The 26,233-nt window shown below is 60.4% G+C and carries 26 protein-coding genes and 1 tRNA gene; 14 read left to right on the plus strand and 13 right to left on the minus strand.

The genetic code is table 11. The features are described 5' to 3' along the window. Window positions 1–171: 171 nt before the first annotated feature. The 3 genes from GEI7407_RS18635 to GEI7407_RS18645 all read right to left on the minus strand — a co-directional run bounded on the left by GEI7407_RS18635 (window position 172) and on the right by GEI7407_RS18645 (window position 2,460). On the minus strand, window positions 172–552 hold the full coding sequence (locus GEI7407_RS18635; RefSeq protein ID WP_015173770.1) for a hypothetical protein: 381 nt from the start codon (window positions 550–552) through the stop codon (window positions 172–174). Window positions 553–637: 85 nt separating this feature from the next. Continuing rightward, on the minus strand, window positions 638–1,018 hold the full coding sequence (locus GEI7407_RS18640) for a DUF1823 family protein (RefSeq protein WP_015173771.1): 381 nt from the start codon (window positions 1,016–1,018) through the stop codon (window positions 638–640). Between the two features lie 209 nt (window positions 1,019–1,227). Then, complete coding sequence (locus GEI7407_RS18645; RefSeq protein ID WP_015173772.1) at window positions 1,228–2,460, minus strand: RNA-guided endonuclease TnpB family protein; 1,233 nt, start codon at window positions 2,458–2,460, stop codon at window positions 1,228–1,230. Between the two features lie 255 nt (window positions 2,461–2,715). On the opposite strand from GEI7407_RS18645, the gene GEI7407_RS21510 reads away from it, so the two are divergent. Beyond that, a complete protein-coding gene (locus GEI7407_RS21510; RefSeq protein WP_190274159.1) occupies window positions 2,716–3,987 on the plus strand; it encodes a hypothetical protein in 1,272 nt (423 codons plus the stop codon). Between the two features lie 79 nt (window positions 3,988–4,066). Then, window positions 4,067–4,137, plus strand: a tRNA-Gly gene (locus tag GEI7407_RS18655). Between the two features lie 96 nt (window positions 4,138–4,233). On the opposite strand, the gene GEI7407_RS18660 is transcribed toward GEI7407_RS18655, so the two are convergent. After that, complete coding sequence (locus GEI7407_RS18660; RefSeq protein WP_015173774.1) at window positions 4,234–4,740, minus strand: hypothetical protein; 507 nt, start codon at window positions 4,738–4,740, stop codon at window positions 4,234–4,236. A 261-nt stretch (window positions 4,741–5,001) separates the two neighbouring features. On the opposite strand from GEI7407_RS18660, the gene GEI7407_RS21515 reads away from it, so the two are divergent. The 3 genes from GEI7407_RS21515 to GEI7407_RS18670 all read left to right on the plus strand — a co-directional run bounded on the left by GEI7407_RS21515 (window position 5,002) and on the right by GEI7407_RS18670 (window position 6,664). Further along, entirely contained in the window at window positions 5,002–5,205 is a 204-nt protein-coding gene (locus GEI7407_RS21515; RefSeq protein ID WP_015173775.1) for a hypothetical protein, read from the plus strand. 122 nt (window positions 5,206–5,327) lie between these two features. Further along, a complete protein-coding gene (locus GEI7407_RS21215; protein WP_015173776.1) occupies window positions 5,328–5,927 on the plus strand; it encodes a hypothetical protein in 600 nt (199 codons plus the stop codon). A 188-nt stretch (window positions 5,928–6,115) separates the two neighbouring features. Then, window positions 6,116–6,664: a hypothetical protein gene (locus GEI7407_RS18670; protein ID WP_150109824.1), complete on the plus strand. Its 549-nt coding sequence runs from the start codon at window positions 6,116–6,118 to the stop codon at window positions 6,662–6,664. A gap of 90 nt (window positions 6,665–6,754) precedes the next feature. Here the strand turns inward: GEI7407_RS18670 and GEI7407_RS21520 are convergent, their stop codons facing one another. Next, the gene (locus tag GEI7407_RS21520) at window positions 6,755–9,403 is read right to left on the minus strand and encodes a CHAT domain-containing protein (protein ID WP_015173778.1); all 2,649 of its coding nucleotides are present in this window, start codon (window positions 9,401–9,403) and stop codon (window positions 6,755–6,757) included. Window positions 9,404–9,823: 420 nt separating this feature from the next. Then, window positions 9,824–10,216, minus strand: coding sequence for a helix-turn-helix domain-containing protein (locus tag GEI7407_RS18680; RefSeq protein ID WP_015173779.1), 393 nt, complete (start codon window positions 10,214–10,216; stop codon window positions 9,824–9,826). 237 nt (window positions 10,217–10,453) lie between these two features. Here GEI7407_RS18680 and GEI7407_RS18685 point away from each other — a divergent pair, with 237 nt between their 5' ends. Together GEI7407_RS18685 and GEI7407_RS18690 are read left to right on the plus strand one after the other, a co-directional pair. Further along, window positions 10,454–10,690, plus strand: a complete 237-nt coding sequence (locus GEI7407_RS18685; protein ID WP_015173780.1) for a CDGSH iron-sulfur domain-containing protein — start codon at window positions 10,454–10,456, stop codon at window positions 10,688–10,690. 68 nt (window positions 10,691–10,758) lie between these two features. Continuing rightward, entirely contained in the window at window positions 10,759–11,463 is a 705-nt protein-coding gene (locus GEI7407_RS18690) for a pirin family protein (protein WP_015173781.1), read from the plus strand. Here the strand turns inward: GEI7407_RS18690 and rppA are convergent. Continuing rightward, complete coding sequence (rppA, locus tag GEI7407_RS18695; RefSeq protein WP_015173782.1) at window positions 11,460–12,143, minus strand: two-component system response regulator RppA; 684 nt, start codon at window positions 12,141–12,143, stop codon at window positions 11,460–11,462. The genes GEI7407_RS18690 and rppA overlap by 4 nt on opposite strands. Window positions 12,144–12,261: 118 nt before the next feature. Between rppA and hisG the strand changes: the two genes are divergently transcribed. Then, window positions 12,262–12,906, plus strand: a complete 645-nt coding sequence (gene hisG, locus GEI7407_RS18700) for an ATP phosphoribosyltransferase (protein ID WP_041269255.1) — start codon at window positions 12,262–12,264, stop codon at window positions 12,904–12,906. Between the two features lie 89 nt (window positions 12,907–12,995). Then, entirely contained in the window at window positions 12,996–14,816 is a 1,821-nt protein-coding gene (locus GEI7407_RS18705) for an ABC transporter ATP-binding protein (RefSeq protein WP_015173784.1), read from the plus strand. A 6-nt stretch (window positions 14,817–14,822) separates the two neighbouring features. On the opposite strand, the gene GEI7407_RS18710 is transcribed toward GEI7407_RS18705, so the two are convergent. Together GEI7407_RS18710 and ahcY are read right to left on the minus strand one after the other, a co-directional pair. Further along, entirely contained in the window at window positions 14,823–15,431 is a 609-nt protein-coding gene (locus GEI7407_RS18710; RefSeq protein ID WP_041269257.1) for a DedA family protein, read from the minus strand. A gap of 236 nt (window positions 15,432–15,667) precedes the next feature. Then, window positions 15,668–16,945: an adenosylhomocysteinase gene (ahcY, locus tag GEI7407_RS18715; protein WP_015173786.1), complete on the minus strand. Its 1,278-nt coding sequence runs from the start codon at window positions 16,943–16,945 to the stop codon at window positions 15,668–15,670. Window positions 16,946–17,187: 242 nt separating this feature from the next. Here ahcY and GEI7407_RS19790 point away from each other — a divergent pair, with 242 nt between their 5' ends. Both GEI7407_RS19790 and rnhA read left to right on the plus strand, forming a co-directional pair. Then, complete coding sequence (locus GEI7407_RS19790; protein WP_015173787.1) at window positions 17,188–18,339, plus strand: tetratricopeptide repeat protein; 1,152 nt, start codon at window positions 17,188–17,190, stop codon at window positions 18,337–18,339. Between the two features lie 70 nt (window positions 18,340–18,409). Beyond that, window positions 18,410–19,258 (plus strand): ribonuclease HI, encoded by an 849-nt coding sequence (rnhA, locus tag GEI7407_RS18725; RefSeq protein ID WP_015173788.1) that lies wholly within the window; start codon window positions 18,410–18,412, stop codon window positions 19,256–19,258. A gap of 57 nt (window positions 19,259–19,315) precedes the next feature. On the opposite strand, the gene thiD is transcribed toward rnhA, so the two are convergent. Continuing rightward, on the minus strand, window positions 19,316–20,149 hold the full coding sequence (gene thiD / locus GEI7407_RS18730; protein ID WP_015173789.1) for a bifunctional hydroxymethylpyrimidine kinase/phosphomethylpyrimidine kinase: 834 nt from the start codon (window positions 20,147–20,149) through the stop codon (window positions 19,316–19,318). A 106-nt stretch (window positions 20,150–20,255) separates the two neighbouring features. Between thiD and GEI7407_RS18735 the strand changes: the two genes are divergently transcribed. Then, window positions 20,256–21,038 carry an MBL fold metallo-hydrolase gene (locus GEI7407_RS18735; protein WP_015173790.1) on the plus strand — a complete coding sequence of 261 codons (783 nt, stop codon included), beginning with the start codon at window positions 20,256–20,258 and terminating at the stop codon, window positions 21,036–21,038. Here GEI7407_RS18735 and ftsZ read toward each other — a convergent pair. From ftsZ to GEI7407_RS18750, 3 genes are all read right to left on the minus strand, one after another. After that, complete coding sequence (ftsZ, locus tag GEI7407_RS18740) at window positions 21,035–22,318, minus strand: cell division protein FtsZ (RefSeq protein ID WP_015173791.1); 1,284 nt, start codon at window positions 22,316–22,318, stop codon at window positions 21,035–21,037. The two genes, GEI7407_RS18735 and ftsZ, sit on opposite strands and share 4 nt — an antisense overlap. Before the next feature lie 219 nt (window positions 22,319–22,537). Beyond that, window positions 22,538–23,347, minus strand: a complete 810-nt coding sequence (locus GEI7407_RS18745; RefSeq protein ID WP_015173792.1) for a cell division protein FtsQ/DivIB — start codon at window positions 23,345–23,347, stop codon at window positions 22,538–22,540. A gap of 275 nt (window positions 23,348–23,622) precedes the next feature. Further along, complete coding sequence (locus GEI7407_RS18750; RefSeq protein ID WP_015173793.1) at window positions 23,623–24,057, minus strand: hypothetical protein; 435 nt, start codon at window positions 24,055–24,057, stop codon at window positions 23,623–23,625. Window positions 24,058–24,225: 168 nt separating this feature from the next. Here GEI7407_RS18750 and GEI7407_RS18755 point away from each other — a divergent pair, with 168 nt between their 5' ends. Both GEI7407_RS18755 and GEI7407_RS18760 read left to right on the plus strand, forming a co-directional pair. After that, window positions 24,226–26,004, plus strand: a complete 1,779-nt coding sequence (locus GEI7407_RS18755; protein ID WP_041269259.1) for a S8 family peptidase — start codon at window positions 24,226–24,228, stop codon at window positions 26,002–26,004. Beyond that, window positions 26,001–26,228 carry a hypothetical protein gene (locus GEI7407_RS18760; protein ID WP_015173795.1) on the plus strand — a complete coding sequence of 76 codons (228 nt, stop codon included), beginning with the start codon at window positions 26,001–26,003 and terminating at the stop codon, window positions 26,226–26,228. The genes GEI7407_RS18755 and GEI7407_RS18760 overlap by 4 nt, the downstream gene beginning before the upstream one ends. Window positions 26,229–26,233: the final 5 nt, after the last annotated feature.

Genomic DNA, 26,233 nt, shown 5'->3' on the forward strand with positions numbered 1-26,233 from the left:
TTGCTTGGGGGCAAAGCCAGCGGCGCTTATGTAACACCATGTTAACGTACAGGGCGATGCTCTGTAGTAGCTGCGCCTTTGCGCTCAGGAGATATCTGCCCTACGGCTTGGCGTCCGAGATTTCGCAGCCCCAGAGGCAGCGCGACAGCCGTCCCTCGCAGCAGCAGCGAGTCACAGGGTACTGTTGCGGCGGCCGAGCTCGAAGATGCCGCAGCCGACGACGGCCAGGATGCCGGTGCTGATGGACCAGCTGCGGCCTAGGCTCCACTCTAGGCCGTAGTGGCAGGCGATGCCGGTGACTAAAAACGGCAGGATGCTGAGGATAGAGGCGTAGAAGGCGTTTTGGTTTTCGCTGGTCTGTCGCTCTTTCTCGAAGGCCTCGGCAGAGGTGTAGAGCGATCGCTCGGCGAAGTTGAGCCAGCGGTTGATTTGCTCAGTGATCCAGGTGCCCACAGGGGAGAATCCAAGGTAGAGCGCCAAGGCCCACAGCGTGCTGCCTGCGATCGCCGTTTTGTCGATCGCGAGCAAGAAGGGAAAGAAATCAGTCAGCATCTCAGACACCGCAAAGCACTCCCCGGGTTGTATCAAAAACAGCAAACTGACGTCGTGCAGCCGCCCAAAGACGCCAAAGGCTGGCCTAGAGCGTTTCTAGCTGCCCCTGAACTTGTAGATGGCTCAGGAGCCAGTTGGTCATCGTGGCCCGCCGGGTGAGGCGTGGGACCAGCTCATTGACCTTGTAGCCGCCAAAGCCCAGCGTTTCCTTGAGGAGCTGCTTGTTTTCGGCGGGGATCGAGCGGGTCAGCTTGACGGTTGCTGGGCGGCTCTCAATAAAGTCAGGCGGCGTGGGATAGGTCTCGCGCCACTCTGGGGCCACAGCGCTGGTGTCCCAGGCCTCAGTGGCGGGGTCGTAGCGATACCCGAGGGCATCCCATACCAGGCGATTGGTGGTGTCATCGTCGAGCTGATCGTTCAGAATTGCCCAGAGCGTTTCTGAGGTCAAAGGTGGCAAATCAGGCATGGGTTTGGCAAACACTCAACCGGGAGATTGCTCCGTTTGGCGGGCGATCGCCCCATGGTTCAGACTACTGCCTTGGGGAGCATTTTCCTAGCACCGCCTTCGGGAGGGTCAGGCGTGACGACACAAGCAATTCATCCCAAGCTGAATTCATTGCGGCACCGACGCTTCGGGGACAGCGTGAGGCTTTTGTCGCGTCAGGTGACATACTCCTACACCGATACTGACGTATCCGGTGTAGGCTTCTCAGTGACCCCTGGTAACCCATCGGGCGTTTTCTGAGCTTTATTGACGGAATGCCCTACCGCCAAATACTTGATGTTGATCGCTGCATTGTGGTCACGGTCCATCGTCAGCCCGCACTCAGGACAGGTATGAATCCTGTCCTGAAGTGTTTTTGGCACCTTGACCCCGCAACCAGAGCAGCTCTGAGACGTGCCGCTGGGATTCACCGCAATCGTTAGCAACCCGGCTCTTTCAGCCTTGATTGCCAGAATTTGCAGAAACTGGCCCCAGCCAGCATCATGGGTCGATTTTGCGAGTCGCGTTCTCGCAATACCTCGAATGTTCAGCTTTTCGTGAGCGACATGCTTCCTTTGGAATAAAAGCTTGTTTGCGACCTTGTGGTGAAAGTCCTTGCGCTGATTTGAGACTTTTAGGTGCGCCTTGGCAACTCGTTTAATCGCCCTCTTTCGGCGATTGGAGTCTTTCTTCTTTCGAGACAGTGAACGCTGCAACCGCTTCAGGCGCCTTTCGGCTTTGCGGTAGTGCTGGGGAATAGGTTCTTCCTGTCCTGAGTCGTCTACCAAGAAAGATTTCAAGCCCATATCAATCCCAGTCGTGTTCTCAAGACTTGGAGCGTCAGGCGTGAGGATGGGAACCGATGCGTCCTCAAGACTCAGGGTCACATACCAGCCATCGACTTTGTAGCTGACGGTAGCGGTCTTGATCTTGAACCCTTCCGGTAAGGGTCGATGCTGAATCAGTTTCACCCAGCCCATCTTGGGCAGGTTGATCTGCTTGCCCTGGATGCAGTCCTGTTTGATCTGCGGGAAAGTAAATGAGCGGTAGCGTCCAGCGCTTTTGAATCGAGGTTTACCGCTTCGCTTGCCGCTACAGTCTCCTTTGAGCCAGCGGTCAAAGGTCTTCTTCACCCGGCCAATGCAGTCTTGTAGGACTTGAGAATGAATCTGCTGGTACTCCGGGAATAAAGTCTTGGAGTTGACCAGGTCTCGTTTCTGGGAGTAGAAGTCAGGATTTTCTCGCAGTTCTGGCAGATGACAAATTAAGGGACAGGCATTGATGTCACAGCGATTTTGTTCATGCCAAGAGAACCGCTCACCGAGACGGTAGTTGTACTGTCTGCGCAGCAATTCCAGCCATTCGCTCATCAAGGCGACTTGACTAGATGCTGGGCGCAATCGGTACTGGTAAGCAGTTCTCACTTCAACATTTTACTAGGTGAGATTTTTCAGCATACGTCCATTGAGCTGGAGAGTATGATTTTCTGATTTGAGGCGAAAGAGGGGGTTCATGACGGGGCTGGTAGGCTCTCGCGTCAAACATAGTTCACCGACCGTCCCGCCATGAACGCGCCTTCGTCTCAAGCCAAATCAGAGATTATGGACATGAGGCTTCTGGCTGAACTAGCTAAGATCGAAAAAGCCCAGCAGAATTTTTTGGGCGTTTGGGAGTTGTAGGTGATAGAAACGCCGTCCTCAGCCTCGTCCCCGCAGGCTGCTCTGATGTTGGGCGATCGCCGTCATCAAGATCCGCCGCAGTTGTGGCCTGTCGTGGTAGCAGGCTCCGTGGTGCTGCACTTGGTGGCGCTGGTGGCGATGCGGTTTTATTCGCTGGAGATGCGCAGTCGCTCAGCCGCCCTGCCAGAGACACCCATGGCCATCGAGCTGCTGGAGGTGACGCCTGAGGCCGGTGAACCAGTGACCGCTGCACCGCCAGCCGCCGCTCCGAACCCAGACATTTCCAGCGCTGCCCCACCGCCCCAGACCGCCCCCGCAGACACAGCAGCCCCCCAGCCCCTCCTGGGCGACGAGGGAGAAGAGATCGCCCTTCCGTCTGACCGGCAGGGGGCGATCGCCCAAGCGCCAGCCCAGCGTCCATCGCCTCCCACACCCGCCCCGACACCAACCCCCCCTCCCCGATCGGAGGCACCGGCCCCAGCCCCCACACCGACGCCGTCTCCAAGCCCTACCCCCTCGCCAACTCCACCCCCAACGCCCGACCCCCCCAGCCCCACCAATTCCCCCGAAGCCCCACCCGCTGACGCTCCCACGCCTAGCGATGGGGAAGGAGATCTGCCTAGCAGTGGGGAAACCTCGACAGAAACAGAAACGCCCGCAGACGCTGAGACTCCGGGAGAGGCCAGCAGCGAGACGCCTCCCGAAAGCGCAGAAGCGCCTGAGCCCGAGCCCACCCAGCCCGAAGAACCACCGGCGCCTGAGCCTGATTTGGGACCTGCCACTTCGGACACCCGCCTGCCCGATCCGGGCGAGGTGATCGATCCGGGCGACGTCGCCCAGGCCCCACCCGAATCCCAGCCAGAAGTCGACGTAGAAGAAGAAATCGCTCCCGCGCAGATCTCGGCCACGCTGACGACGATCAGCCAAGTCCCCAGCGGCCCTGGTGGGGTCCAGCGAGACGTCCCGACCGAGCTGCCGGAGCCCGTGGCCGGCCGCCAGCAGATCTTCACGCTCGATCCGTCTGCCGGGACCTGCGCCCTCACGCCCCAAGTCGTCGGCATGTTCGGCCAGGGTCAGCCGGTGGGGATGATCGTCACCGTCGACAACCAGAGCGGCCGCGTCCTCACCGAGTACACCCGCATCGCCACCCCCAGCGGCAACGATGCCTATGACCAATTTGCCGCCTGCATCATCGGCAACTGGGAATTTCGCTCAGCCGCCACTAGTCCCTGGAGCGAGGCCTACGTCGAGGTGGTGGTCGATCGCTCCTAGCCGAGAGGTCGTGCATTTGCCCCAGGTATGCTAATCTAGTCGGAGTCGGCGCAAAAACGCCTGTCGTTTCTGTGTCTGTGCGGGTGTAGTTTAGTGGTAAAACCTCAGCCTTCCAAGCTGATGATGCGGGTTCGATTCCCGCCACCCGCTTTCCAAGCATGAGCACTGCAAAAGCCCTGAGAATAAACGTCTCAGGGCTTTTGGCTATTTCAAGACGATGGGGCGAGTGCCGCGATCGCCCGCCTTTTAACGAGCAGAAAGGGGGCTCGTGCGGCGAGGATACTCGATGAGGAGCGGCTCTTCGGGCACGAAGGTCTCGCGGTAGGGCGATCGCTGCTTGAGGCCCCGGAAAGAGGCGATCGCCAGCGGGCTGCTCAGGCGCGTGAGGCCTTCGAGCACCCAGTACACACCCCAGCCGCGCTCGTTCTCGGTGGATGGGGGCCGCAGGGACGGGATTTCGCGGCGATCGCGGGGTTTTGCGGGATCCAAACAGCGGACGTACAAGCCTTGCCAGGTGACCGAGGGCGGCGTGATGTGCTCCTCTGGGTCATCTCCGGGCAGCCAGGACGCGTACAGATACACCTGGACTCGCTTCCCGGCCCGCAGTTGCTCAGCTTCAAAAAAGGTGTCGTAGACCCGACTCCCGAAGGCAACAGGGTCAAGCTGCTCCGCTTGAGCAGACTTTAGGTGGGCCAAGGGAACGGGGGCAAGGATGGCGAAGGAACGGGTAATAGAGTCCAAGTTGCTGGGCATTAAAGTTCGTCGATGTACGCTGCCCTGCAATTTTAGAGGAATCCCTTGCCCAAAAGGTTGCCTCACTGGCTAAGGAGCGCCGAAAAGGGGCGATCGCCCAAATTTCTCTAGCTTCTGACTAAATCTGACATTTTCTCGTTCCGCAACCAAAAATCAGGGAACACTGGTTTAAGCCTTGTTTACCTATTACATCCCAAGCAACATGTTAGGGGGTAGATAGGCGTGGCCAGAAAAACAGTTTTTAAGAAGGTAGAGAAAACAATGACAATTGGATTATTTTTGGTAGCCCTTACCAGCTTGATTTATCTAGTTTCTCGTGGCATTCATGATCAGATGAATGCTGGCAAGAAACTCAGAAAATCAACTCAAAAACCTCTAATCAGAACCAGCTTCATGGATACCGTTGCTATTTTGATGCTTATATGGAGCGGCTACAATCTGATTGTATTAATTTTGGTCAGCTAATTTATTAAATCTTAGACTGATTTTTTTAATCAAGAAATCAGAGCTAAAACTAGATCGAGAAAATTACAAAACTATTGTTATCAGTCAAAAGCTCTAGACTTTCTTCAAACTTTTAAAAAATTATGCCCGATTTAATTATTGGCACATTACAAGTTGTTATTTGGGCATGCGGAATCATTGCAAGCCTATATGTCATAGTTCCAGTATTATTGTTTATCTATTTTTTTATTCAAGAACTTCTAGGGAAAGGAAGTAAATCCCCAGAGACAGAATTTTCGGATGATTCCTATACTGTTCGCAGGACCACGGTGAACTACAGCAGTCGACCGCTTGCGCGATCGCCCGCTCCGCGGTCTGCCCGCACTGTGCCCGTCCAAACCCCTGCTCGAAAGCCCGTCACGCACCATCGCTACAGCGCGGCCTCGCCACCGCCGCCGCCACCGATGCCAAAAGTGATTCCCAAGGCGCGATCAAAAGTTCCGAATTCGCCTCAGGAACTCCTGCAGCGTCAACAGTCGAAAAAAACCAAAACCCGCGTGCCGAAAACAGGCCAAAGGGTGCCGGTAAAACGGGCGCTTTATCGACAGCTTGTAAACTTGACCAAGGATGAGGCAACGGCGGATCGGCTGCTGACTTTGGCGATCTTGAAATACCCTGAGCGATCGCCCGACTGGTGCTGCGAGAAAGTAATTTTTGATCTAGAGCGCGATCGCCGTGCATGATGAGGCGTCGCTCTCAAGGCTAGGCATTGCAGGTTTTCTAGCGGTTTCCGTAGTTCTCAAGCCCTAGGTTCGCGTGTTTCTTTGTGTCGTTCGCGATCGCTTTTTGAGCAGATTTGCTAGGGTGTGCTCGCTATTTGAGATGAGACTGGGGTGTTATGTCGATGCGATGGCACAGTGCTTGGTCCGCATTGCTAGCTTTGCCTCTGGTGATGGGGGCAGCTCGCGGGGCGATCGCGGCGCCTGATGGCTTCTTTAGCCCTTACATGGCCCAGATTCAGGAAGGGTTGCCCGCAGGGTTTGTCATGCGGCTGCCCGCCGAAGTGCTGCTGGGCGGCCCGGCCAGCTTTGCCCCGGAGGAAATGACCGTGCGGATCCTCAGCTCTCAGGCCCCGCCAGATCTGACCGTGGGACTGTTTACCTGTACCAGCGGCCCCATGCCCTGTCTGGTTGGCAGCTTCTCTGCGGATCGTCAGGGAGACCCCGACGCCGAGGCAGCCTACCGCCGCCACGTGGCCGCTGCTGCCCCTTTGACCCTGAGCGGCAACATCAAAGGCTATCTGCTCGAAGGCGGAGGCGATCAGCCATCGCCCTTTTCGTCCCTGATGTGGAAGCAAGACAGCATGATCTACACGGCCAGCTTCCTAGCCAGCGAGCGCCAAAACCTGCTGCGCATGGCGGTCTCCATGGCCAACAGTCCGCCGATTCGCCCGAGAGCGCGATCGGCTGCGGCCCAGTAGGGACTCTCTAGAACCCATGCCCCATGCACCCCAGAGCGTCAGCACCAGAACGCTTTGGGGGTGCTCCAGTCATTTCGCCGATCGCTCGGGTTAGTCCTTGAGCTGGGCGATCGCCTGCCACTCGCGAATCATGGTTTCCGTCCAGAGCCAGTCCTTGGCCAGAGCGTCCGGCTGGAAGCGCACCGGGTCCTCCAACATCACCATCTGATACAGCTTGGCGGCCTTGCTGCGCAAATTGGCCTGCTGGTCGGGGGACTCATTTTGGGCGGCCTTGGCCAGGGTGAGGGCGAGACCGGCGTAGGCGTTGAGGGTGGCGGGGGAGAGGGTCGCCGCCTTGTCTCCGGCGGCCCCAGCGGGCGCAGACTCATCTACGGCAAGGGTGGCCAGCCACACATCATTGGCCCGATTGAGGTTGCCTTCGAGGTAGTAGGCAAAGCCCAGGGCGTTTTGGTAGAGGGGGTTCTCAGCGTCGGCTTTGGCGGCGGTTTCCCAGTAGCGGCGCGCGTCGTCGATGCTGAAGGTTTTGTCGCCAGACTGGAGAGACTGCCACGCGAGACGCCCCCGCAAGAAGCTCACGCCGGGGTCATCCAAGGTTTGATTGGGGACGGTGGCTAGGGCAGCCTTGGCCTGGGCAAGGGCTCCCCGGTCGAGGAGGGCCGCCACGGCGGCGTTGCCGCGATCGAGATTGGGCTGGGAGAAGCTTTCGATGGCGATCGCCGTGACCGTGGCGGTCTCGGCCTGGGCCAGATCCTCGGGGGCAACACTGCTCGTCGAAGCCTGGTCTGTGCGGGCTTCGATACCGGGCGGCAGCTCACCCAGATCGCGGCTCAGGCGGACATCGCGCACCCACAGCCCCACAGCGGCGATCGCCCCTAGGCCGACGATACTTCCCATGGCGATCAGCACTGCCAAGCGCGATCGGCTGGAGGCCAACAGTGACGGCTTCGGGGTCGTTTTCTCAGGGGGCACAGGAACGACTGGCAAGGCAGGCGCTGGCTCGGCGGGCGCGGCCGCCACTGCTACAGGCACCGGCTCGGGCGCTGGTGGCGCAGAACTAGGCGCTTCGGCGGGCGGCTCGGACGTGGTGATCTGGCGAAACAGGTCCGCAACCACGCTGGCATCATTCTCGTAATCCGCTTCGTTCTGGTCCCAGCCCTCTACATCTCCCGAAAAGCCGCCGAAATCCTCGTATTCTCCAAGATCGTCAACGAATTCACCCAAATCCTCTTCATCGAAGTCGCCGTAGTCTTCGGGGTTGTAGTCCTCGGCGTCGTAGTCTTCGGGGCCGTAGATTTCATCGTTGTCTGCCCCTGGCCGCTCCGGGGCCTCTGCCTCCCAGGGCAAGCTGCTCGAGGGCGATCGCCCGGGGGCTTGATCCGCTTGGGGTTCTGCGGCCTGCTCCGTTTCCGGCTCAGCGTCTTCCACGGCGATCGCCCCATTGAGCAGCTCGGCCCCCTCCAGGCGATCGCTCGCCCAGTCGATTTCGCCCGGATCGATGACCGCGTCGCCCTCCTCCACCGGCAAAATCCCCGTCCAGGGCAGCCAAGGCGCATTGGCCACGTCGGCTAGCCCTTCGCCCTCACTGTCCGGAGGCGCTGGCAGGAGACGCCCATCAAACTCGGGCTGCAAATACAGAATGGGCAGTGCCCAGTAGAGCTGCTTGGAGCCATAGGCAGAAATGAGGCCCTGCCGCGCCCGGCTGAGGCTCAGGTCGATGGCGTAGCGCTGCTTGAGATTGCGATAAAACAGGCGGGTCAGGGTCAGCGCCACCTCATCGGGAATGCGCTCTGCCATGGCCAGCACCGCCGGGACGCCCCGCTGCACCAGGACATCGGCCAGGTTGCGGCTCATGGCCTGATCGATCGCGGCCAGAGGGCTGTGGGCGCCACGACAGGAGTTGAACACGGCCATGCGAATGCCGTTGTTGGCCAGCAGGCCCGCCAGGTCGTCACCGCTGAGGGTTTCGGTGAGGCCGGTGCGGCCGTTGACCAGGTAGAGGTGCCCGCCGGAGAGACTAAATTCGCTGTGACCGGCGTAGTGCAGGACCTGGTAGCGGCCCTGCTCCAGGGCCTGGGTGAGCTGCTCGCGGCCGGGCTGCTCGAGGATCGTCAGCTCGATCTCGGGGCCGCTGGTTTCGGCGTCTTCCTGGAGCGCTTGCAGCTCAGCCTGGAGCTGCAATGCTTCTTGCTTGAGGGCCAGCCCGACCTGATCGGCGGGGGTGGCGATCGCCATCAAAATCTGCAAAGGCCGGTCTGAATCGGGCGCCCAGTTTTGCTGCACCTGGGCCGGGGGCCGCCCGGCGTAGATGGCCCGGTAGCGCGAAAACACCACATCCATCCCCGTCGCCAGAGGGCGATTGCCAGCGTAGAGGACCTCCCAGGGCACCGCCCACACCCGGCTGTCCTTGGGGCCGAGGCCTAGGCGCAGACGCAGGACGGCCTGACGGTGCTGGGCCACGCCCTGGGCGGTCACCCAGCTATCGCGAATGGTGCCCTGGAACAGGGCGTTGTAGAGCTGCTGCCCCAGCTGCACCAGATCCGGCGACGCGGGCTCTGTGCTACCCTGCAAGACCCCGGCGATGGGCTCATCCATCAGCCGCCCCGCCAGCCGTAGCCACTGCTCCACGGGCCACACAACCTGCTCCTCAGCCAGGGGCACCCCCGGAGCGACCTGCTCCGTGCGCACGAGATATTCGTCCCCACCAATGGGGGTGACAGAAATATGAAATTCCTGAATCACGGCGTTAGCGCACTCCTGCTGAGGTCCCAAAACGTTACTCCCCCTAGCGTGGTTTTGCGATCGCTCCGAAGGCAAGGGTCGCAAGCGCTGGCGATCGCCCCTTGCACGGCCCTTTTGAGACGATTGTAGGCTGCCAACTGGCTGAGCGTTTCGCGGAGGACCCATCGAGACTGAGCAAAACGCGATCGCCCACCGCAGGACGCTACTCGCAGCCTCTGACTGTGTTTCCCACTGGGGTTCTACCCGATCAGACTGATTTTGGTGAGGAAAAGTTACCGGTTTTTGGCGATTTTTTGGAGGCGATCGCCCCAAAACTCTCCGGATCTCCTGGGCCTCTCCAGAAAAAAGAAGTGGTAGATGCACCCTGATTAATTTCCCCAGCCCACCCGGACTGGGGATTTTTTTTGCTCAGATAATGGCTCACCCAACCGAGTCCTGAGTTTCGCTGTCGAGGCGCTTGAGCTGAGCGTAGGTGACGCCCCAGTCATGCATCGCTTGCAGCAGGGGCCGCAGGGTTTCTCCCAGGGGCGTCAGGGAATATTCGACCTTGGGCGGCACCTGGGGATAGATTTCGCGGTGGATGATGCCGTCAGCTTCCATCTCTCGCAGCTGCTGGGTCAGCATTTTTTGGGTGATGCCGGGGAGCGATCGCTGGAGTTCGTTAAAGCGCCTCACGCCGGTCAGCAGCTCCCGAATAATCAACACTTTCCAGCGCCCGCCCAAAATATCGAGGGTGGTTTCGACCGCGCAGCTCAAGAGCGTGTGGCCCTCAGCCGACAAATCCAGCATGGACGGAGAATCGGGAGAATGCATGGCGATGGCGTCGTAATTTGCAGCCGTTACTGATTAATAATCTAGTCAATTCAAAAACTTGTGAAGCTCTCAATCGGGGGATAGTTACTTTTTGGAAACTACCTTACTAAAAAGTGCATACTTCTCAAGAACTGACGTTTTTCTTAGAATTGAAATCAGCAAGAACAAAGCGAGAATCAAATACAAAAAAATTGATTTCACGCTTCAAAACTCCCGCGATTTCATCATCAAATTATCATGTCCAACGCCAATATCGCCGACACCAAGCCCGCTGTTCTAAAAGTCGAGCCTGGAACCTACTACTATTGCAGCTGCGGGCTTTCCAGCAATCAGCCGTTCTGCAATGGCGCTCACAAAGGCAGTGATTTCACGCCGATCAAGGTGGAAATCGAGGAGGCCAAAACCGTGGCTTTCTGCAACTGCAAGCAGAGCCAAAATGGCGCTTTTTGTGATGGCAGCCACACCAAGCTTTAGGACCTGATTTTCGTTTATTCTGAGGGCGATCGCCCTGCACCCATCCACGTTTTGGACCGGAGGCTTCTATGTTGACCCTGCGCAAAGCTCACGAACGCGGTCACGCCAACTATGGCTGGCTCAACACAAACTACACCTTCTCCTTTGCCAACTATTATGACCCACAGCACATGGGCTTTCGGGCGCTGCGGGTGATCAACGAAGACTACGTGGCGCCGGGCCAGGGCTTCGGCACCCACGGCCACCGGGACATGGAGATCATCACCTACGTCCTCGAAGGGGCGCTGGCTCACAAGGACAGCCTCGGCAATGGTGCCCAGATCGTGCCGGGAGAGGTGCAGCGCATGACGGCGGGCACCGGGATCCAGCACAGCGAGTTCAACGCTTCGGACTCCGAGCAGGTGCACCTGCTGCAAATCTGGCTCTTGCCCGAGACCCAGAATCTGCCGCCGAGCTACGAGCAGAAGGCCTTTTCTCTGGTCGAGACGCCCAGCGACCTCAAGCTCGTGGCCTCTCGCGACGGCCGCGACGGCTCGGTGACGGTGCATCAGTCGGTGGATCTCTACGCAGCGGTGCTAGAGCCCGCCAGCGAAGTGGTGCACGTCTTGCAGCCCGGTCGCCACGCCTGGGTCCAGGTGGCGCGGGGCCAGGTGACGGTGAATGGTCAGCCGATGGAGGCGGGGGACGGGGCCGCCATCAGCCAAGAAGAAAAAGTGGCGATCGCCACTGGGCCTGACCACAGCGCCGAGTTTCTGCTCTTTGATCTGGCCTAGGCCTCCCCAAAGCGATAGCCCTTGCCGTAGATGGTGTGGATCAGCACCTTCTCGCCAGGGGCTTCGATCTTGCGGCGCAGGAGACGCACCTGGGCCGCCAGCACGTTGCTGCTGGGGCGGTTGGTGTCGCCCCACAGATAGCCGTGGATCTGCTCGTGGGTGAGCAGCTGCCCCCCGTGCTGCATAAAGTACGCCAAGAGCTTTTCTTCTTTTTCAGATAGCTCGATGGTGCGGCCCTGGCGGTAGGCCACTTGGTTGTCGCGATCGAGCACGAGATCTTCGAGGGTCAGGCGCTGGCTGGGGGTCGGGGACTCCAGGGTCGCTGGGCGTCGCAGCAGCGCCCGCACCCGCGCCAGCAGCTCTCGCAGCTCAAAGGGCTTGACCAGATAGTCATCGGCCCCGGCGTCTAGGCCCTCGACGCGATCGTCCACGGTGTCCTTGGCCGTGAGAAAGAGCACCGGGGTCGTGTCTCCGCGCGATCGCCGCTCTTGGCAAATCTCGATACCCGATCGCTGGGGCAGCATCCAGTCCAAAATCAGCAGATCATACTGGCCCTGGGCCGCCAAAGCGCCGCCCGTCGAGCCGTCGTAGGCCACATCCACCGCGTAGCCTTCCCGCATGAGCTGGCGACTCAGGGGGTCTGCCATGGCCGCTTCGTCATCAACCAAGAGGATGCGCATGATTTCAGGTGCGATCGCCGTTTTTCGGGGAGCCCGCCGCCAAAATTCCGGGTGAGGACAGGCCTATTAACAGCTTATTATGGTCCTGCTCAGTGCCGAAGGCCGCCGATCCACCACCATGATTACCATCGCCCTCCCCAAAGGTGCCCTGCTCAAAGACAGCATTCGCCTCTTCCAACAGATTGGCCTCGACTTCAGCACCTTCCTGGAGTCAGGCAACCGCCAGCTACAGATCACCGACCCCACCGGTCAAGCCAAAGCCCTCCTCGTGCGGGCCCAGGACGTTCCGGTCTACGTCGAATACGGCCAGGCTCAGCTCGGCATCGTAGGCTACGACGTTCTCAAAGAAAAGTCGCCCAACGTCGCCCAGGTCATCGACCTCAAATTTGGCTACTGCCGCCTCTCCGTCGCCGTCAAAGCCTCCAGCCCCTACCGCTCCGCCCTAGAGATCCCGGTGCACGGCCGCGTCGCCTCCAAGTTTGTCCACTGCGCCCAAGAATACTTTGAGAGCCTGGATCTGCCCGTGGAAATCGTGCCCCTCTCCGGCTCCGTGGAGCTCGGGCCGATCACCGGCATGTCCGAGGCGATCGTGGATTTGGTGTCCACTGGCCGCACCCTCCAAGAAAACGGCCTGATCGAAACCGACATTCTCTTTGACAGCACCGCCCGCCTGATCGCCCATCCCCTCAGCTACCGCCTCAACCCCGACAACATGAACGCCTGGGTCGAGCAGCTGCGGGAGCTGACCCTCGCCGCCGCCTAGGCCGCGAAAGCTCGCCCCAGCCTTAGCGTCCTTCGCTACAGTGGGAAGGACGCATTTTGTTGTCCCCATTACCGTTTTCTTGAACCTGCATGGCTGCACCCTCCCTGGCCGAGCCGCTGACCAAACGGCCACCGCGCGAGAATGATTGGCGCTTATTTCTGCGCCTTGTGCCCTACGCCCGCCGTCACGGGCGGCTGCTCACCATTTCCATGGTGCTGCTGGTGCCGCTGGCGCTAGCGGGCGCTGTACAGCCGATTTTGATTGGCCAGGCCATCTCGCTGATTCGCCAAGAGGAGGTCTACGCCTTTCTGCAAAGCCGCCCTCTCAATGAGAGCCTCACCATCGTCAGCGGCATCCTGATGTTCACGGTGGTACTGCGGCTGCTGTTGCAGGGCTTTCAGGGCTATCTGGTGCAGAAAGTGGGTCAGCAGATCACGGCGGACATCCGCAATGACCTGTTTCACCACGTGACGTCCCTGGCGATGAGCTTTTTCGATCGCACGCCCGTGGGACGGATGATCACGCGGTTGACGAGTGATGTGGAGGCGCTGGGGGACGTCTTTTCGACCGGGGCGATCGGCATCATTAGCGATCTGTTTTCGATCTTGGTGATCGCGGTGACGATGTTCCTGCTGCAGTGGCAGCTGGCGCTGATGCTGGTGCTGATGCTGATTCCGACCAGCGCCCTGATTATCTATTTCCAGCGCAAGTATCGCATCGCCAACTACGCGGCCCGGGAGGAGCTGTCAGCCCTCAACTCCAACCTGCAAGAAAACATTGTCGGGATCAATATTGTCCAGCTGTTCCGGCGAGAGCGCTTCAACTCGGAGCTGTTTCGCCAGACCAACCAGCGCTACATCGAAGAGGTCGATCAGACGATTTTCCACGACTCAGCGATCTCGGCGACCCTGGAGTGGGTGGCGCTGGTGGCGATCGCCGTTGTGCTGTGGGGTGGCGGTGCCATGGTCATGGGAGACACCCTGAGTTTCGGCACCCTGTCGGCCTTTATTCTCTACGCTCAGCGGCTGTTTGACCCCCTGCGGCGCTTCGCGGAGAAGTTCACCATGCTCCAGGCGGGCTTCACCGCTGTCGAGCGCATTCGCGACATCCTGGCAGAGCCGGTCGAGATCCGCGACCCCGAGCAGCCCCAGTCCTTACCCGCCTATACGCCGGGCGATCGCGTGGGGGAAATTCGCTTCGAAAAAGTTTCTTTCTACTACAAGCCGGGCGAGTACGTCCTCAAGGACCTCGACTTCGTGATCCGGCCCGGGGAAAAAGTCGCCCTCGTCGGCCCCACCGGCGCTGGCAAAAGCTCCATCATTCGGCTGCTGTGCCGACTGTATGAGGCCAAGGAAGGCCGCATTCTCGTGGACGGCGTGGACATTCGGCACCTCACCCAGGAGGACCTGCGCCGCCACATGGGCGTGATTTTGCAGGAGAGCTTCCTGTTTGCGGGCGACGTCAAGAGCAATATTTCCCTCGGCGAGACCTACACCCTGGAGCAGATTCGGGATGCTGCCGAAAAGACCAACGTTGCGTCTTTTATTGAGCAGCTGCCCTACGGCTACGACACCCTGCTGCGGGAGCGCGGCACCAACCTCTCCGGCGGCCAAAAGCAGCTTCTGGCCTTTGCCCGCGTCGCCATCCGCAATCCGCGCGTGCTGATCCTCGATGAGGCGACCGCCAGCCTGGACGTCGGCACCGAAGCCCTGGTCCAAGAGGCGCTGGAGAACCTGCTCGAGGGCCGCACGGCGATCATCATTGCCCACCGCCTCTCGACGATTCGCAACGTCGATCGGATCTTGGTGCTCAAGCGGGGCCAGCTAGTGGAGTCGGGCCGCCACGAAGATCTTTTGGCCCAGGACGGCCTCTACGCCAGCCTCTACAAGCTGCAAATGCTGGGCACTTAGAAATCTCTAGCGAGAAGACTGGCGCTGGTAGCGCCGCCAGATCCAGCCAATCAGCAGCAGGGGCAGGGCGATCGCCAGACCCCGAGAAATCGGGGACAAGATGGCCTTGACTTGGTCGTAGTTGCTGCCCAGCACGAAGCCCGCGTAGGTCAGCAGCGCCACCCACAGCAGCGTGCCCACCGTGGAGTACAGCAAAAATATCGGCAGGGACATGGCGTAGGTTCCTGCCGGTACCGAAATCCAGGTGCGAATCCCGGGAACCAGGCGACACAACAAAACGGCGATCGCCCCTCGCTTGGCAAACCAGCGCTCGGAGCGGGTAATGTCTTCGCTCGACAGGGTGATCCAGCGACCGTAGCGATCGGCCAGGGCCTTGAGGCGATCGCTCCCCAGCCAGCGCCCCAGGGCGTACCACGGCAGGGTTCCCAGCACCGTCCCCAGCGTGCCCATCGCCACCACCCAGCCAAAGCGCATTTCTCCCTGGGACACCGTGAAGCCAGCCAGGGGCATGATCAGCTCCGACGGAATGGGCGGGAATAGATTTTCTAAAAACATCAGCCCCGCAATGCCGCCGTAGCCCAAGGCCTCGATGGTCTGAATCACCCAGTCGGTAATCGCCACAGATTTCTCCCATTCCTAGCACTGCTGACCCCAGTGTGTCGTCCCAGCCTTCCCGGGTCATCACCCCTAGCAAAGATTTTGCCAAGGCTCACAGCAAAAGCGCGCGTTCCTGAAGGAACGCGCGCTTTGCGATATCGGCATCTATTTAGGCCGCTGGCTACGCCGAGCGGTCAGTAGCCGCGATCGCTTTCAGGCGCTTCGTCCTGGCGATCGCTCGGATCAGGGGTCCCTTAGGTGCCCGAGGTCCAGGAGTTCATGTACTCGACTTGCTCATCGGTCAGGGTATCGATGTTGATGCCCATCGCCACCAGCTTCAGGCGAGCGATCTCTTGGTCGACTTCCGTCGGGATGGAGTGGAGACCGGGCTCCAGGGTTGCCTTGTTCTTCACCAGGTACTCGCACGCGAGGGCTTGGTTAGCAAAGCTCATGTCCATCACCGCGCTGGGGTGGCCTTCAGCCGCGGCCAGGTTGATCAGGCGGCCTTCGCCCAAGACGATCACAGACTTGCCGTTGGACAGGCAGTACTGCTGGGTGAAGTTGCGCACTTCCTTGACCTCAGTGGCCATGGACTCAAGGGACTTGAGGTCGATCTCGATGTCGAAGTGACCCGAGTTGCACACGATAGCGCCGTCCTTCATGTTCTCGAAGTGCTCGCGGCGAATCACGTGCTTGTTGCCGGTGACGGTGATGAAGAGATCGCCGTGGGCAGCCGCTTCGGTCATGGGCATCACGCGGAAGCCGTCCATGACTGCTTCGATGGAGCGGACGGGGTCGATTTCGGTCACGATGACGTTCGCACCGAGGCCGCGCGCCCGCAGAGCGGTGCCCTTGCCGCACCAGCCGTAGCCGGCCACCACGACGGTTTTGCCCGCCAGCAGCAGGTTGGTGGCGCGAATGATGCCGTCGAGGGTGGACTGGCCGGTGCCGTAGCGGTTGTCAAAGAAGTGCTTGGTGTCAGCGTCGTTGACGTTCATGGCGGGGAAGGTCAGAACGCCATCTTTGAACATGGCCCGCAGACGGACGATGCCGGTGGTGGTTTCTTCGGTGGTGCCGATGATGTCGGCGAGCTGGTCTTGGCGCTCCTGGATCAAGGTCGCGACGACGTCGCTGCCATCATCGATGATGATGTTGGGGCGGTGGTCGAGGGCGATCTGAACGTGGCGGTTGTAGGTTTCGGCGTCTTCGCCTTTGATGGCGTAGACGGGGATGCCGTGATCGGCGACCAGACTAGCCGCAACGTCGTCTTGGGTAGACAGGGGGTTGCTGGCGATCAGGACGGCGTCGGCACCACCGGCCTTGAGGGCGATCGCGAGGTGAGCGGTTTCGGTGGTGACGTGGCAGCAAGCGACCAGGCGGAGGCCCTCAAAGGGCTTTTCTTGGGCAAAGCGATCGCGAATTTGCCGCAGAACCGGCATTTCCCGACCCGCCCACTCAATGCGCTGCCGCCCGCCGGGAGCGAGATTAATGTCTTTAATTTCGTATTTTTGTTGAGCGACGGTTGCCGTCATGCCTCTAAATTCCTCTGCGTTAGCTAAAGTCAGCGTGCCACTCACCAGAGTAACTGGATTTTTGGGCGGAGGGGAACTCTCGCAGGCGGGGCCAGGGTCGCAAGAAAGGTCCCAAAAGGCCGACTCACGGGGCGATCGCGCGCTGGCTCTGGCCCCAAAATTCCTCGGCACCTTGCCGACAGCATCTGCGCGCCCTGGGGCATCCTAGAAGGGACGGCCCATTCACACGCTTCAAAACAGCCATGCTCAAACATCTCTGGCAACGCTGGCGCGGTGGCGACACCGGCCCTTCTTCTGAAACCGAGTCTGAGGCTGCCTTGCCGCCCCTGAGCGATGCCGACCATGAGCTGCTGTTTGACCAGGTGACCGAGGGCGTCCTCCAGGGCTGGAATCAGCCCCGCGTGCAGAAGTTTTTTGCCCAGATGGGCGATCGCGGCAATACAGAGCGCTGGGTGGCCTGGCTCCAGCGCTACGGCGATCGCGTCCTGGCCAGCTCCCCCGACTACAACCTGGCCGCGCGCCTGCTGAAGTATGCAGAGGCGGACCCCAGCGCCCTGGGTGACGCGGCCAAAGTCCTGGGCCAGCGCATCTTGGCCCAGCAGCAGACTCCCCTGGCGGAGTCTGTGCCCATGACCGACGCCATTGAGGCGCTGTTTACGGCTGGCAATGAGCTGTACCAGCAGGGCTCGGTGGTCAAAGCCATCGAGGCGTGGGATGAGGCGATCGCCCTCAAACCCGACTTTTACCAAGCCTGGGCCAATCGCGGCGTCGCCCTCGCCTCCTCAGGCCGCTACACCGAAGCCCTGGCCAGCTACGACCAGGCCCTGGCGATCGCCCCTGACGCCCACGACACCTGGTCCAACCGCGGCATTGCCCTGCGCAACCTCGATCGCAACGAAGACGCCCTGGCCAGCTACGACCAGGCCCTCGCCCTCAAACCCGACTACCTAGAAGCCCAAATCAACCGTTGCGTGGTGCTCGTCGCCCTCAAGCGCCTCCAAGAAGCCCTCCAGGGCTACACCCAGGTGGTTTCCCTGGCCCCCCAGCGCTACGAGGTCTGGCTCGGCTACGGCAACGTTATGCACCAGCTCCAGGACCTCGAAGAGGCCGTCGCCGCCTGGGATCGCGCCCTGAACCTCCAGCCGAACGCCGTCTTGATCTGGGAGCAGCGCGGCCAAGCCCTGCTCAAGCTCAAGCGTTACGAAGAGTCCCTGGCCAGCTTCGACCAAGTGCTGGCGGTGCAGCCCTTCCGCAACGATCTCGTCGCCATCAAAGACTTCTTGCTCGAAGAGATCGAGGGCCGCGCCAGCCGCCAGGCCTACGCCGAGGCCCAGGCCGAGGCAGAATCCGCCGCCAATCTGCCCCAGGACGCGCCGGACACGCCCGCCGAATAAACGCTGTCAACGGCCCCAGGAGTCCCTGGGGAATCTGCTAGCCTAGGGACTCGTTGCGTGGAGAGATGGCATGGGAGCCCTGATTACGACGATTTACACCGATGGCGCTTGCTCTGGCAATCCTGGCCCGGGGGGCTGGGGGGTCGTCGTGAATTTTGCTGATGGTACGGTCCAGGAACTGGGCGGCCACGAGGCCCAAACCACCAATAACCGCATGGAGATGCAGGCAGCGATCGCGGCTCTCGAATTTTTGCGCGATCGCCCCCAAAGCGAACCCATCGCGCTGCACACCGACAGCGAGTACGTCAAAAAGGGCGTCACCCAATGGCTGGCGGGCTGGAAGCGCAAAGGCTGGAAAACCAGCACCGGCAGCGCCGTTCTCAACCAAGACCTCTGGGAGACCTTGGATCGGCTCAACAGCTCCAAGGTCAGCTGGCACTACGTGCGGGGCCATGCAGGTAACAAAGATAACGAGCGCTGCGACGCGATCGCCCGCGTTTTTGCTCAAGGGAAAGCACCCAACTTGCGCCAATCCTCCGAAATCGCACCCAGAAGTTCTGTGGCAACCGACAGGAAAAATGACAACTCGGTAGAATCCATAAGTAATCTCGCTGCCCCTCCTATCATCGAAACTCCTATGGTCGAATCTACAGCCGCGACAAATCAGGACAGCCTGGACAGTGTCCCGCGTGAGGTGCGAGTTACACAACTTCGCAACCTAGTTGAGACCTTGCATATGGCCGATGAGATTGCCAAGCAGGGCTACTTGATCAGCAGCTCAGAGCTGGCCGATCTGATGGACGTCAATGCCAGTGCCGTGACCAGTCGAGGCGACAACTGGGTCTGGCGCAACTGGGTTGTATCGCGCGTGCGCCGAGAAGGCAACCAAATTCTCTGGCAGCTAGAGCGCGTCGATTAGTCAAGGTTTCAGGTTTTGTTTTGGGACAGGCGATCGCCTGTCCCAATTTTTCTGTGTCTAGCCTTTGGGGCTGCTAGCGGAGCGCAGCAGCGGGAAAAAGTGTCCCACCGGTCCTTGGCCACGGCCCAGGGCCAAAGCGTGGTGGAGCGCCGTTGTCACGTAGGTTTTGGCGTCGCGCACGGCCTCTAGGGGCGTTTTGCCCAGGGCCAGATTCGCGGCGATCGCCGCCGAGAGGGTACAGCCCGTCCCGTGGGTGTGGGGCGTGTCCACGCACTCCGTCGTCAGCGTTTCCATCTGCTGCCCATCGAACCACACGTCAATGCCCCGCAGCGCTCCCGGCATCCCGCCTCCCTTCACCAGGACCGCCGGACCGCCGCTCTTTTGCCAAATCATCTCCGCCGCCGCCTGCATATCGCTCAGGGTTTCCAGGGTCAGGCCGCTCAGGATCTGCGCTTCGTAGCGGTTGGGGGTAACCAGGGTCGCCTGGGGAATCAGGTCGGTCCGCAGAGTGGCGATCGCCCCATCGTCGATCAGCTGCGCCCCGGTCCGCGACACCATCACCGGGTCCACCACCAGCGATCGGATCCCCCACTGCGTTACCTGCTGAGCCACCGCCGCAATGATCTCTTGGTTCAGCAGCATTCCCGTCTTGGCCGCCTGCACCCCAATGTCGCTGACCACGGCCTCGATCTGAGCCGCCACCGCCACCGCTGGCAGGGCATCGACCCGCGTGACGCCTACGGTGTTTTGGGCCGTCACGCAGGTCAGCGCGCTGGTGCCGTGGACACAGTGAAAGGCAAAGGTCTGCAAATCTGCCTGAATGCCAGCTCCCCCCCCGCTATCCGAGCCTGCGATCGTCAATGCCACCGGAATTTGCGCTTGATCGGTCATCGTCAATATCCACGTCGAGCCACTAGCAACAGGGCAGCCCCACGGGAAACCGGCGAAGGCGGTATGGTGGGGAACAAGAGACCCTCAAGAAATCTTGCAACCTAGTATGCAGCTTACCTTCATCGACCTCAACAGCTGGATTTTTCGGATCGGCGATCGCACGCTGCTGGTCGATCCGTGGCTGGTGGACCCCATGGTGTTCTACGGGATTCCGTTTCTGTTTACCGCCTACCACCGGCAGGCCCCGGCCTTCACGCCCCAGACCCTGCCCCCCATCGACGCCATTTTGCTCTCCCAGGGCCTCGATGATCACTGCCACATTCCCACCCTCGAGCGCCTCGATCGCAGCATCCCCGTCCTTGCGTCCCCCAGCGCCGCCAAAGTAGCCCGCAAGCTGGGCTACCAGCAGGTCCAGGCCCTGTCCCCTTGGGAAAGTTACGCCCTGGGTGACGTCAGCGTGCTGGCGGTGCCGGGCGCATCCATTCAGGGTCAGCTCGAAAATGGCTATGTCCTGGAAGACACTCGGCAGCGCACCCGTCTGTACTACGAGCCGCACCAGTTTCGGCCCGAAACAGGCATTGCCGAAAAGGTCGGTCGCGTCGATGTCGCGATCGCCCCGGTGATCGGGCAAATTTTTCCGCTTTTGGGCGAAGTCATCATGGGTCCCCAGCAGGCCCTCGCCCTGGCCCAAGCCCTGCGGCCCCAAGTGTACGTTCCGACCACCCACGGCGAAATCAACGCCAGCGGTCTCCTGCCCAAGGTGATTCGCTCGGTGGGCAGCCTCGCCGAATTCGAAGCGCTGCTTGCTCAGCACTGCGCTTCAACGCGTCTGCAAACCCCGGCCCCCGGGGAGACGCTCGATCTGTCCGCGCTGGTCAAGACTGCCTAGCGGTTGGGCCGCCGACGCTGCAGAAATTCGGGAATATCGAGACCGCCCACAGAGGGCTTCGCCGATCGGGGGTCCGCAGCGGGTGAGGAAGTTGGAGGCGGCGGCGTCACAGGTCGCTTGACCGGGGTCACGCGAGCTGCGGGCGGTTGCTGAGGCACCTCGCCCGAAAAGCCCGTCGCGATCACCGTGATGCGGATTTCTCCCTGCATGCGTTCGTCGATCACCGCGCCAAAGATGATGTTGGCGTTGGGATCCACCACTTCGTAGATGATTTCAGCGGCGGAGTTGACTTCGTGGAGGGTGAGATCGTGGCCACCCGTGATGTTGAAGACAACGCCTTTAGCACCGTCGATGGAGGACTCAAGGAGCGGAGAGGCGATCGCCGCCATCGCGGCTTCTCGGGCTCGAGACTTACCGGAGCCCACGCCAATGCCCATGAGCGCCGAGCCCGCGTCGGCCATTACGGCCCGCACGTCGGCAAAGTCCACGTTCACCAAGCCGGGGATCGTAATGATGTCTGAGATCCCCTGAACCCCTTGGCGCAGAATGTCATCGGCAACCCGAAAAGCCTCCTGCACCGGCGTCTGCTCAGAGATCACCGACAGCAGCTTGTCATTGGGGATGATGATCAGCGTGTCTACGCGGCCCTGGAGGGCGGCGGTTCCTTCTTCGGCCTGGTTGGTCCGGCGTCGACCCTCAAAGGTAAAGGGACGCGTCACAACGCCGACGGTCAGGGCTCCGGCTTCCTTGGCGACCTCGGCCACCACAGGCGCTGCGCCCGTGCCGGTACCGCCGCCCATACCAGCGGTGATGAACACCAAGTCTGCGCCTTCGATGGCGGCAGCTAGCTCATCGCGGGACTCTTCGGCTGCTTTTTGGCCAATGGCAGGGTTTCCACCGGCCCCGAGACCTCGGGTCAGCTTTTGGCCGATCTGGAGGTGCTGGGACGCCCGGGGCACATTGGTGAGGGCCTGGGCATCGGTGTTGATGGACCAAAATTCCACCCCAGACACTTCACTGGCGATCATGCGGTTGACGGCATTGCAACCACCGCCACCAACGCCAATTACCTTGATTCTGGCGATGCTGCTCGGCACAATATCACGACCTCTGGGATCTTCACGCGGAAGATCGCCTCGGCTGTGGGGCGTGCTGGTGCTCAGCCCTGCGTTACCAAACGGATTTGAGGTCGTATTGTTATCCACTGGCAGCGAAAAGGTAGATTGCGCTTGGGGGTGGGCGTTTTCATGATCAAGCCCTAGTTTACTATCAGATGTCATTAGGGTTGGAAATGTTATATAAACAACTTTCTTAAGCTTCGCGAGCTTCCGTCAACTTCTAGTCAACTATAGGGTAAGGCGGTCAACAAATCCAAGGAAATGGTTCATGGGATTGGGAAGCTTAGAAGGCAAGATTAGAAAAATCTCTGGGTCGTCTTCAAGGGACTTTCTAATGGCTTTAAGGTCACAAATTTGACCAGCCCTTGAGCGCAGTATTTGCTAGTTTTTCCCTTGTTTTGTTTGCACGAGGGGCGATTCTGGATTGGTGATATTGATGTAGTCAATTTGCTTAAGATCGAGCTGCTTGGGAAGCTGACGCATGCGATCGAGGGCTTGGAGCTTTTCGTCAAATCTCGAATTATAGGAACCAAAGTGAACGATCCCCAGGTCGGTCTTGAGAATTAAATTGCTCGGATCGCGCCAATCAATTTCTGAGACTTTGAGGGGCGATCGCCGCACGGACTCATAGAGCGCAGACCAATCGGTATGGTACTGCGACCAGTCGCCAATGACGACCAAGGCGGGTTTTTGGAACGATTGTTCTAGAGCGGTAAAACTCTCTAAGGGCATCCACGTTCCATCGGCGTCGAGGAGGCCGGATGAGGCACTGCTCGAGCTCTGGGGAGTGGACTGGGCGATCGCGACAGGCTGGCGCTCCTGGATTTGCACCGTGAGGCTCGGCGGCAGGAGCTGGCGGGTCACGATCGCGTCGGCAATGGGCGGCTTGGCCTTGAGCTGGTCGGCAATCTCTTGGGGCTCGAGGCGCAGCAGGGATTCAGGATAATTCAAGGGCAGCAGGGTGCGGACCGTTTGGGGCGAGAGGCGCTGATGGCCTTCGATTTGCACCTGCTCTGGCTTGCGGATGACCCAGGCTGGCAGGGTGATCACCCACAGGAGGCCGCCTGCTAGCCCGCAAATGGCCAGGAAGCGCCACCCAGTTTGTAGGCGCCGGACCTGCCGCTGACGCCGGAGCTGCTGACGGCGCTGCGCTAACTCTGTTCGAGAAACTGAAGCGATACCACTAGCCATCCTAAGCTCTCTGCGATAGGGAGTTTTGTTGAGACACGCGCTGTCACGTGCTGGCCCTAGAGCCTTTGCCGTCCAGCATCACTTTAGACCACGCTACCGGTTTCTGAACCACTGCGGATAATTCAAATTCTTTCGCAGGACACAGGAGATACCCGGAAAATTTAAGCGTGGCTCTAGAAATGGGGGTGGCTAATTGCTCCGGCAGTCGGCAAAGCTGGAGACGCTCCGCTGCTGGTGCAAAGCAGGAATTATTGTACGGCAAGGGCTGGAGCACACTAGGGGCGATCGCCCGCAAACTTCGATCGCTCTCGCTCTAGATAAGCAGCCCACTGGCCGGCCATCTCTAGGTCTGTGAACGGCACCAAGACCGATGCGGCGGGCGATCGCTCCAAAACCAGCTCCAGGGCGATCTTGCGGGCTTTCTGGGGCAGGCTCTCGGCGGCAACGGGCTGGCCGTCCACCTGGAGCCGGATCTCGCGCACCTCTCCCAAGGACACCTGCTGGAGATTCACCGGGCCTTGGCGCGTCGGCAGCCCCCAGGTGAGCTGATCGCCCTGCTGGCCCAGCACTGCGTAGAGATCGTACTTGGCCTTGTCATAGTCCGCCGCCCAGCGCCGATAGGCCTCGACCTTTTGATACTCGTTCCAGCCCGACCACGCCAGCCAAAAAAACACCGCCAGCAGCGGCAGCCACAGAAGACCTCGCTCCATGCCCCTTCTCAATCCTTGCCGAGGAACGGCACCATCGTCTCATAGAGCGCCCCATCCCGACAGCCCTCCGTAGCCAAGGTTCAGGTAACTAGCCTGCAATACGGGGGCGAGCTCCCAAAGTCCTGGGCTATGGTGGTGAACAACCTTGCCGGATACGGGCACGTCGACATGAAGAAATTGGTTCTGGTCCTCCTCTTCTTCTTGGGGCTTGGCTGGGCTCTGGGAAACTATTCAGGATTGGCCCATCGAGGCACCTACGACAGCCTCATCTTGGATTTCCGGGAAGACCGGGCAGCAGAAATTGGCGAGGTGCTCGACACCCTCAGCCAGCGCTACGGCAAGACGCCTCAGCTCAACAGCGCCTTTTCAACGAGCGACAATATCTACATCGTGACGGGCGATCGCGCTTTGCTCAAGACGCTGCGCCAGTCCGACCTCAAGCCTTACCTGGAATACATCGAGCCCAACTATCAGTACCAGGCCCTCGCGGTCCCGAATGACCCTGACTACGACAAGCAGTGGAACCTGCGCAGCATCAACGTCGAGGCCGCCTGGGATGAGACCCAGGGAGACGGCGTCACCGTCGCCATCATCGACACCGGCGTCAGCCGCGTCCCCGACCTCGAAGACACTGAATTTGTCGAGGGCTACGACTTCGTCAACGATCGCGCCCAGGCCAACGACGACAGCGGCCACGGTACCCACGTCGCTGGCACGATCGCCCAAGCCACCAACAACGGCTACGGCGTCGCCGGGATCGCCTACAGCGCCCGCATCATGCCGCTGAAAGTCCTGGGGGCTAGCGGTGGGGGCTCCGTGGCTGACATTGCCGAAGCAATTCGCTTTGCGGCGGACAATGGGGCCAGCGTGATCAATATGAGCCTGGGCGGCCCGGGCGAGAGCCAGCTGATGGCCGAAGCCATCGACTACGCCCACAGCAAAGGGGTCGTGATCGTCGCCGCCGCTGGCAACGCCAGTCAGAACGCAGCGGGCTATCCCGCTCGCTATCCCCACGTGATCGGCGTGTCAGCCCTAGACGCGACCGGCGCCAAAGCCCCCTACTCCAACTTCGGGGCAGGGGTGGATCTGGCGGCTCCGGGCGGCTCCAAGCAAGATGGCGATCTGGGCGGCATTTTGCAGAACACGATCGATCCCCAGACGGGCAATGCGGTTTTTGCCTCCTTTGAGGGCACCAGCATGGCCGCGCCCCACGTGGCGGGAGCAGCGGCGCTGGTGAAAGCCATGGGGGTCGAGAACCCCGATGAAGTCCTCAGCGTGCTGAAGGAGTCGGCGCGGGCCGTGACCAGCGATCCCCTGAACCACTACGGCGCGGGCCAGCTAGACGTGGGCGCAGCGGTGAAGCTGGCGGGTCAGCAGCAAATTTCGCCGCGAGATTTCTTCCGATGGCTGCGGGATAACGGCTATCTCAATCCCCGCTTCTGGATCGATGGTGGCGCAGTGGCGATCGCCCCCAAAATCGCCATGGTTCTGGGCTCCTATCTGCTGGCCTGGATTCTGCGGCGCTACTTCCCCTTCCGGTGGAGCTGGGGCATGGCCAGCGGATTGGTCGCGGGTAGCTCGGGTCTCTTTTTCCTGCGGGGCCTGTATCTATTTGATGCGCCCCAGTGGCCTTTCCGGGTGATGGGCAGCTCGATCCCCGAGCTGGGCAATGCCATTCAGGGCACCAGCGCCCTGAATCCGATTTTTGCCAGCGTCTTGATCCCAGGGTTTTTGATCCTGCTGCTGCTGGGCCATCCCCAGGCCCGCTGGTTCGCCATCGGCACGGCCCTGGGGATCAGCGTGTGTCTGGCTACCAGTGCGGCGATCGCCCCTAGCCTGATGTGGCTGGGTAGCGGCCTAGGCGCTCGTCTCTTTTTGGGGATCAACGCCCTGCTGTGTCTGGGCTTGGCCCGATTGGCTCTGCGCACCGAGGACGCGATCGCATGACCATCGAAGTCTCCGGCACCATCGATCGCAAGGGCTTTGGCATGGGCGCCTGGGCCCTCGTCAGCGACGCCGAAACCTACGAGCTCCACAGCAACACCCCAAAAGACCTGCTACAAGCGGGGATCACCGCCAAAGTCCGGGGCAAGGTGCGCCAAGACATCATGACCTTGGCCATGATTGGTCCTGTTTTGGAGGTTGAAACCTACGAAATCCTGGGGGGCTAGGCATC

This window comes from Geitlerinema sp. PCC 7407, assembly GCF_000317045.1.
In the GTDB taxonomy this organism is placed as follows: Bacteria; Cyanobacteriota; Cyanobacteriia; order PCC-7407; family PCC-7407; genus PCC-7407.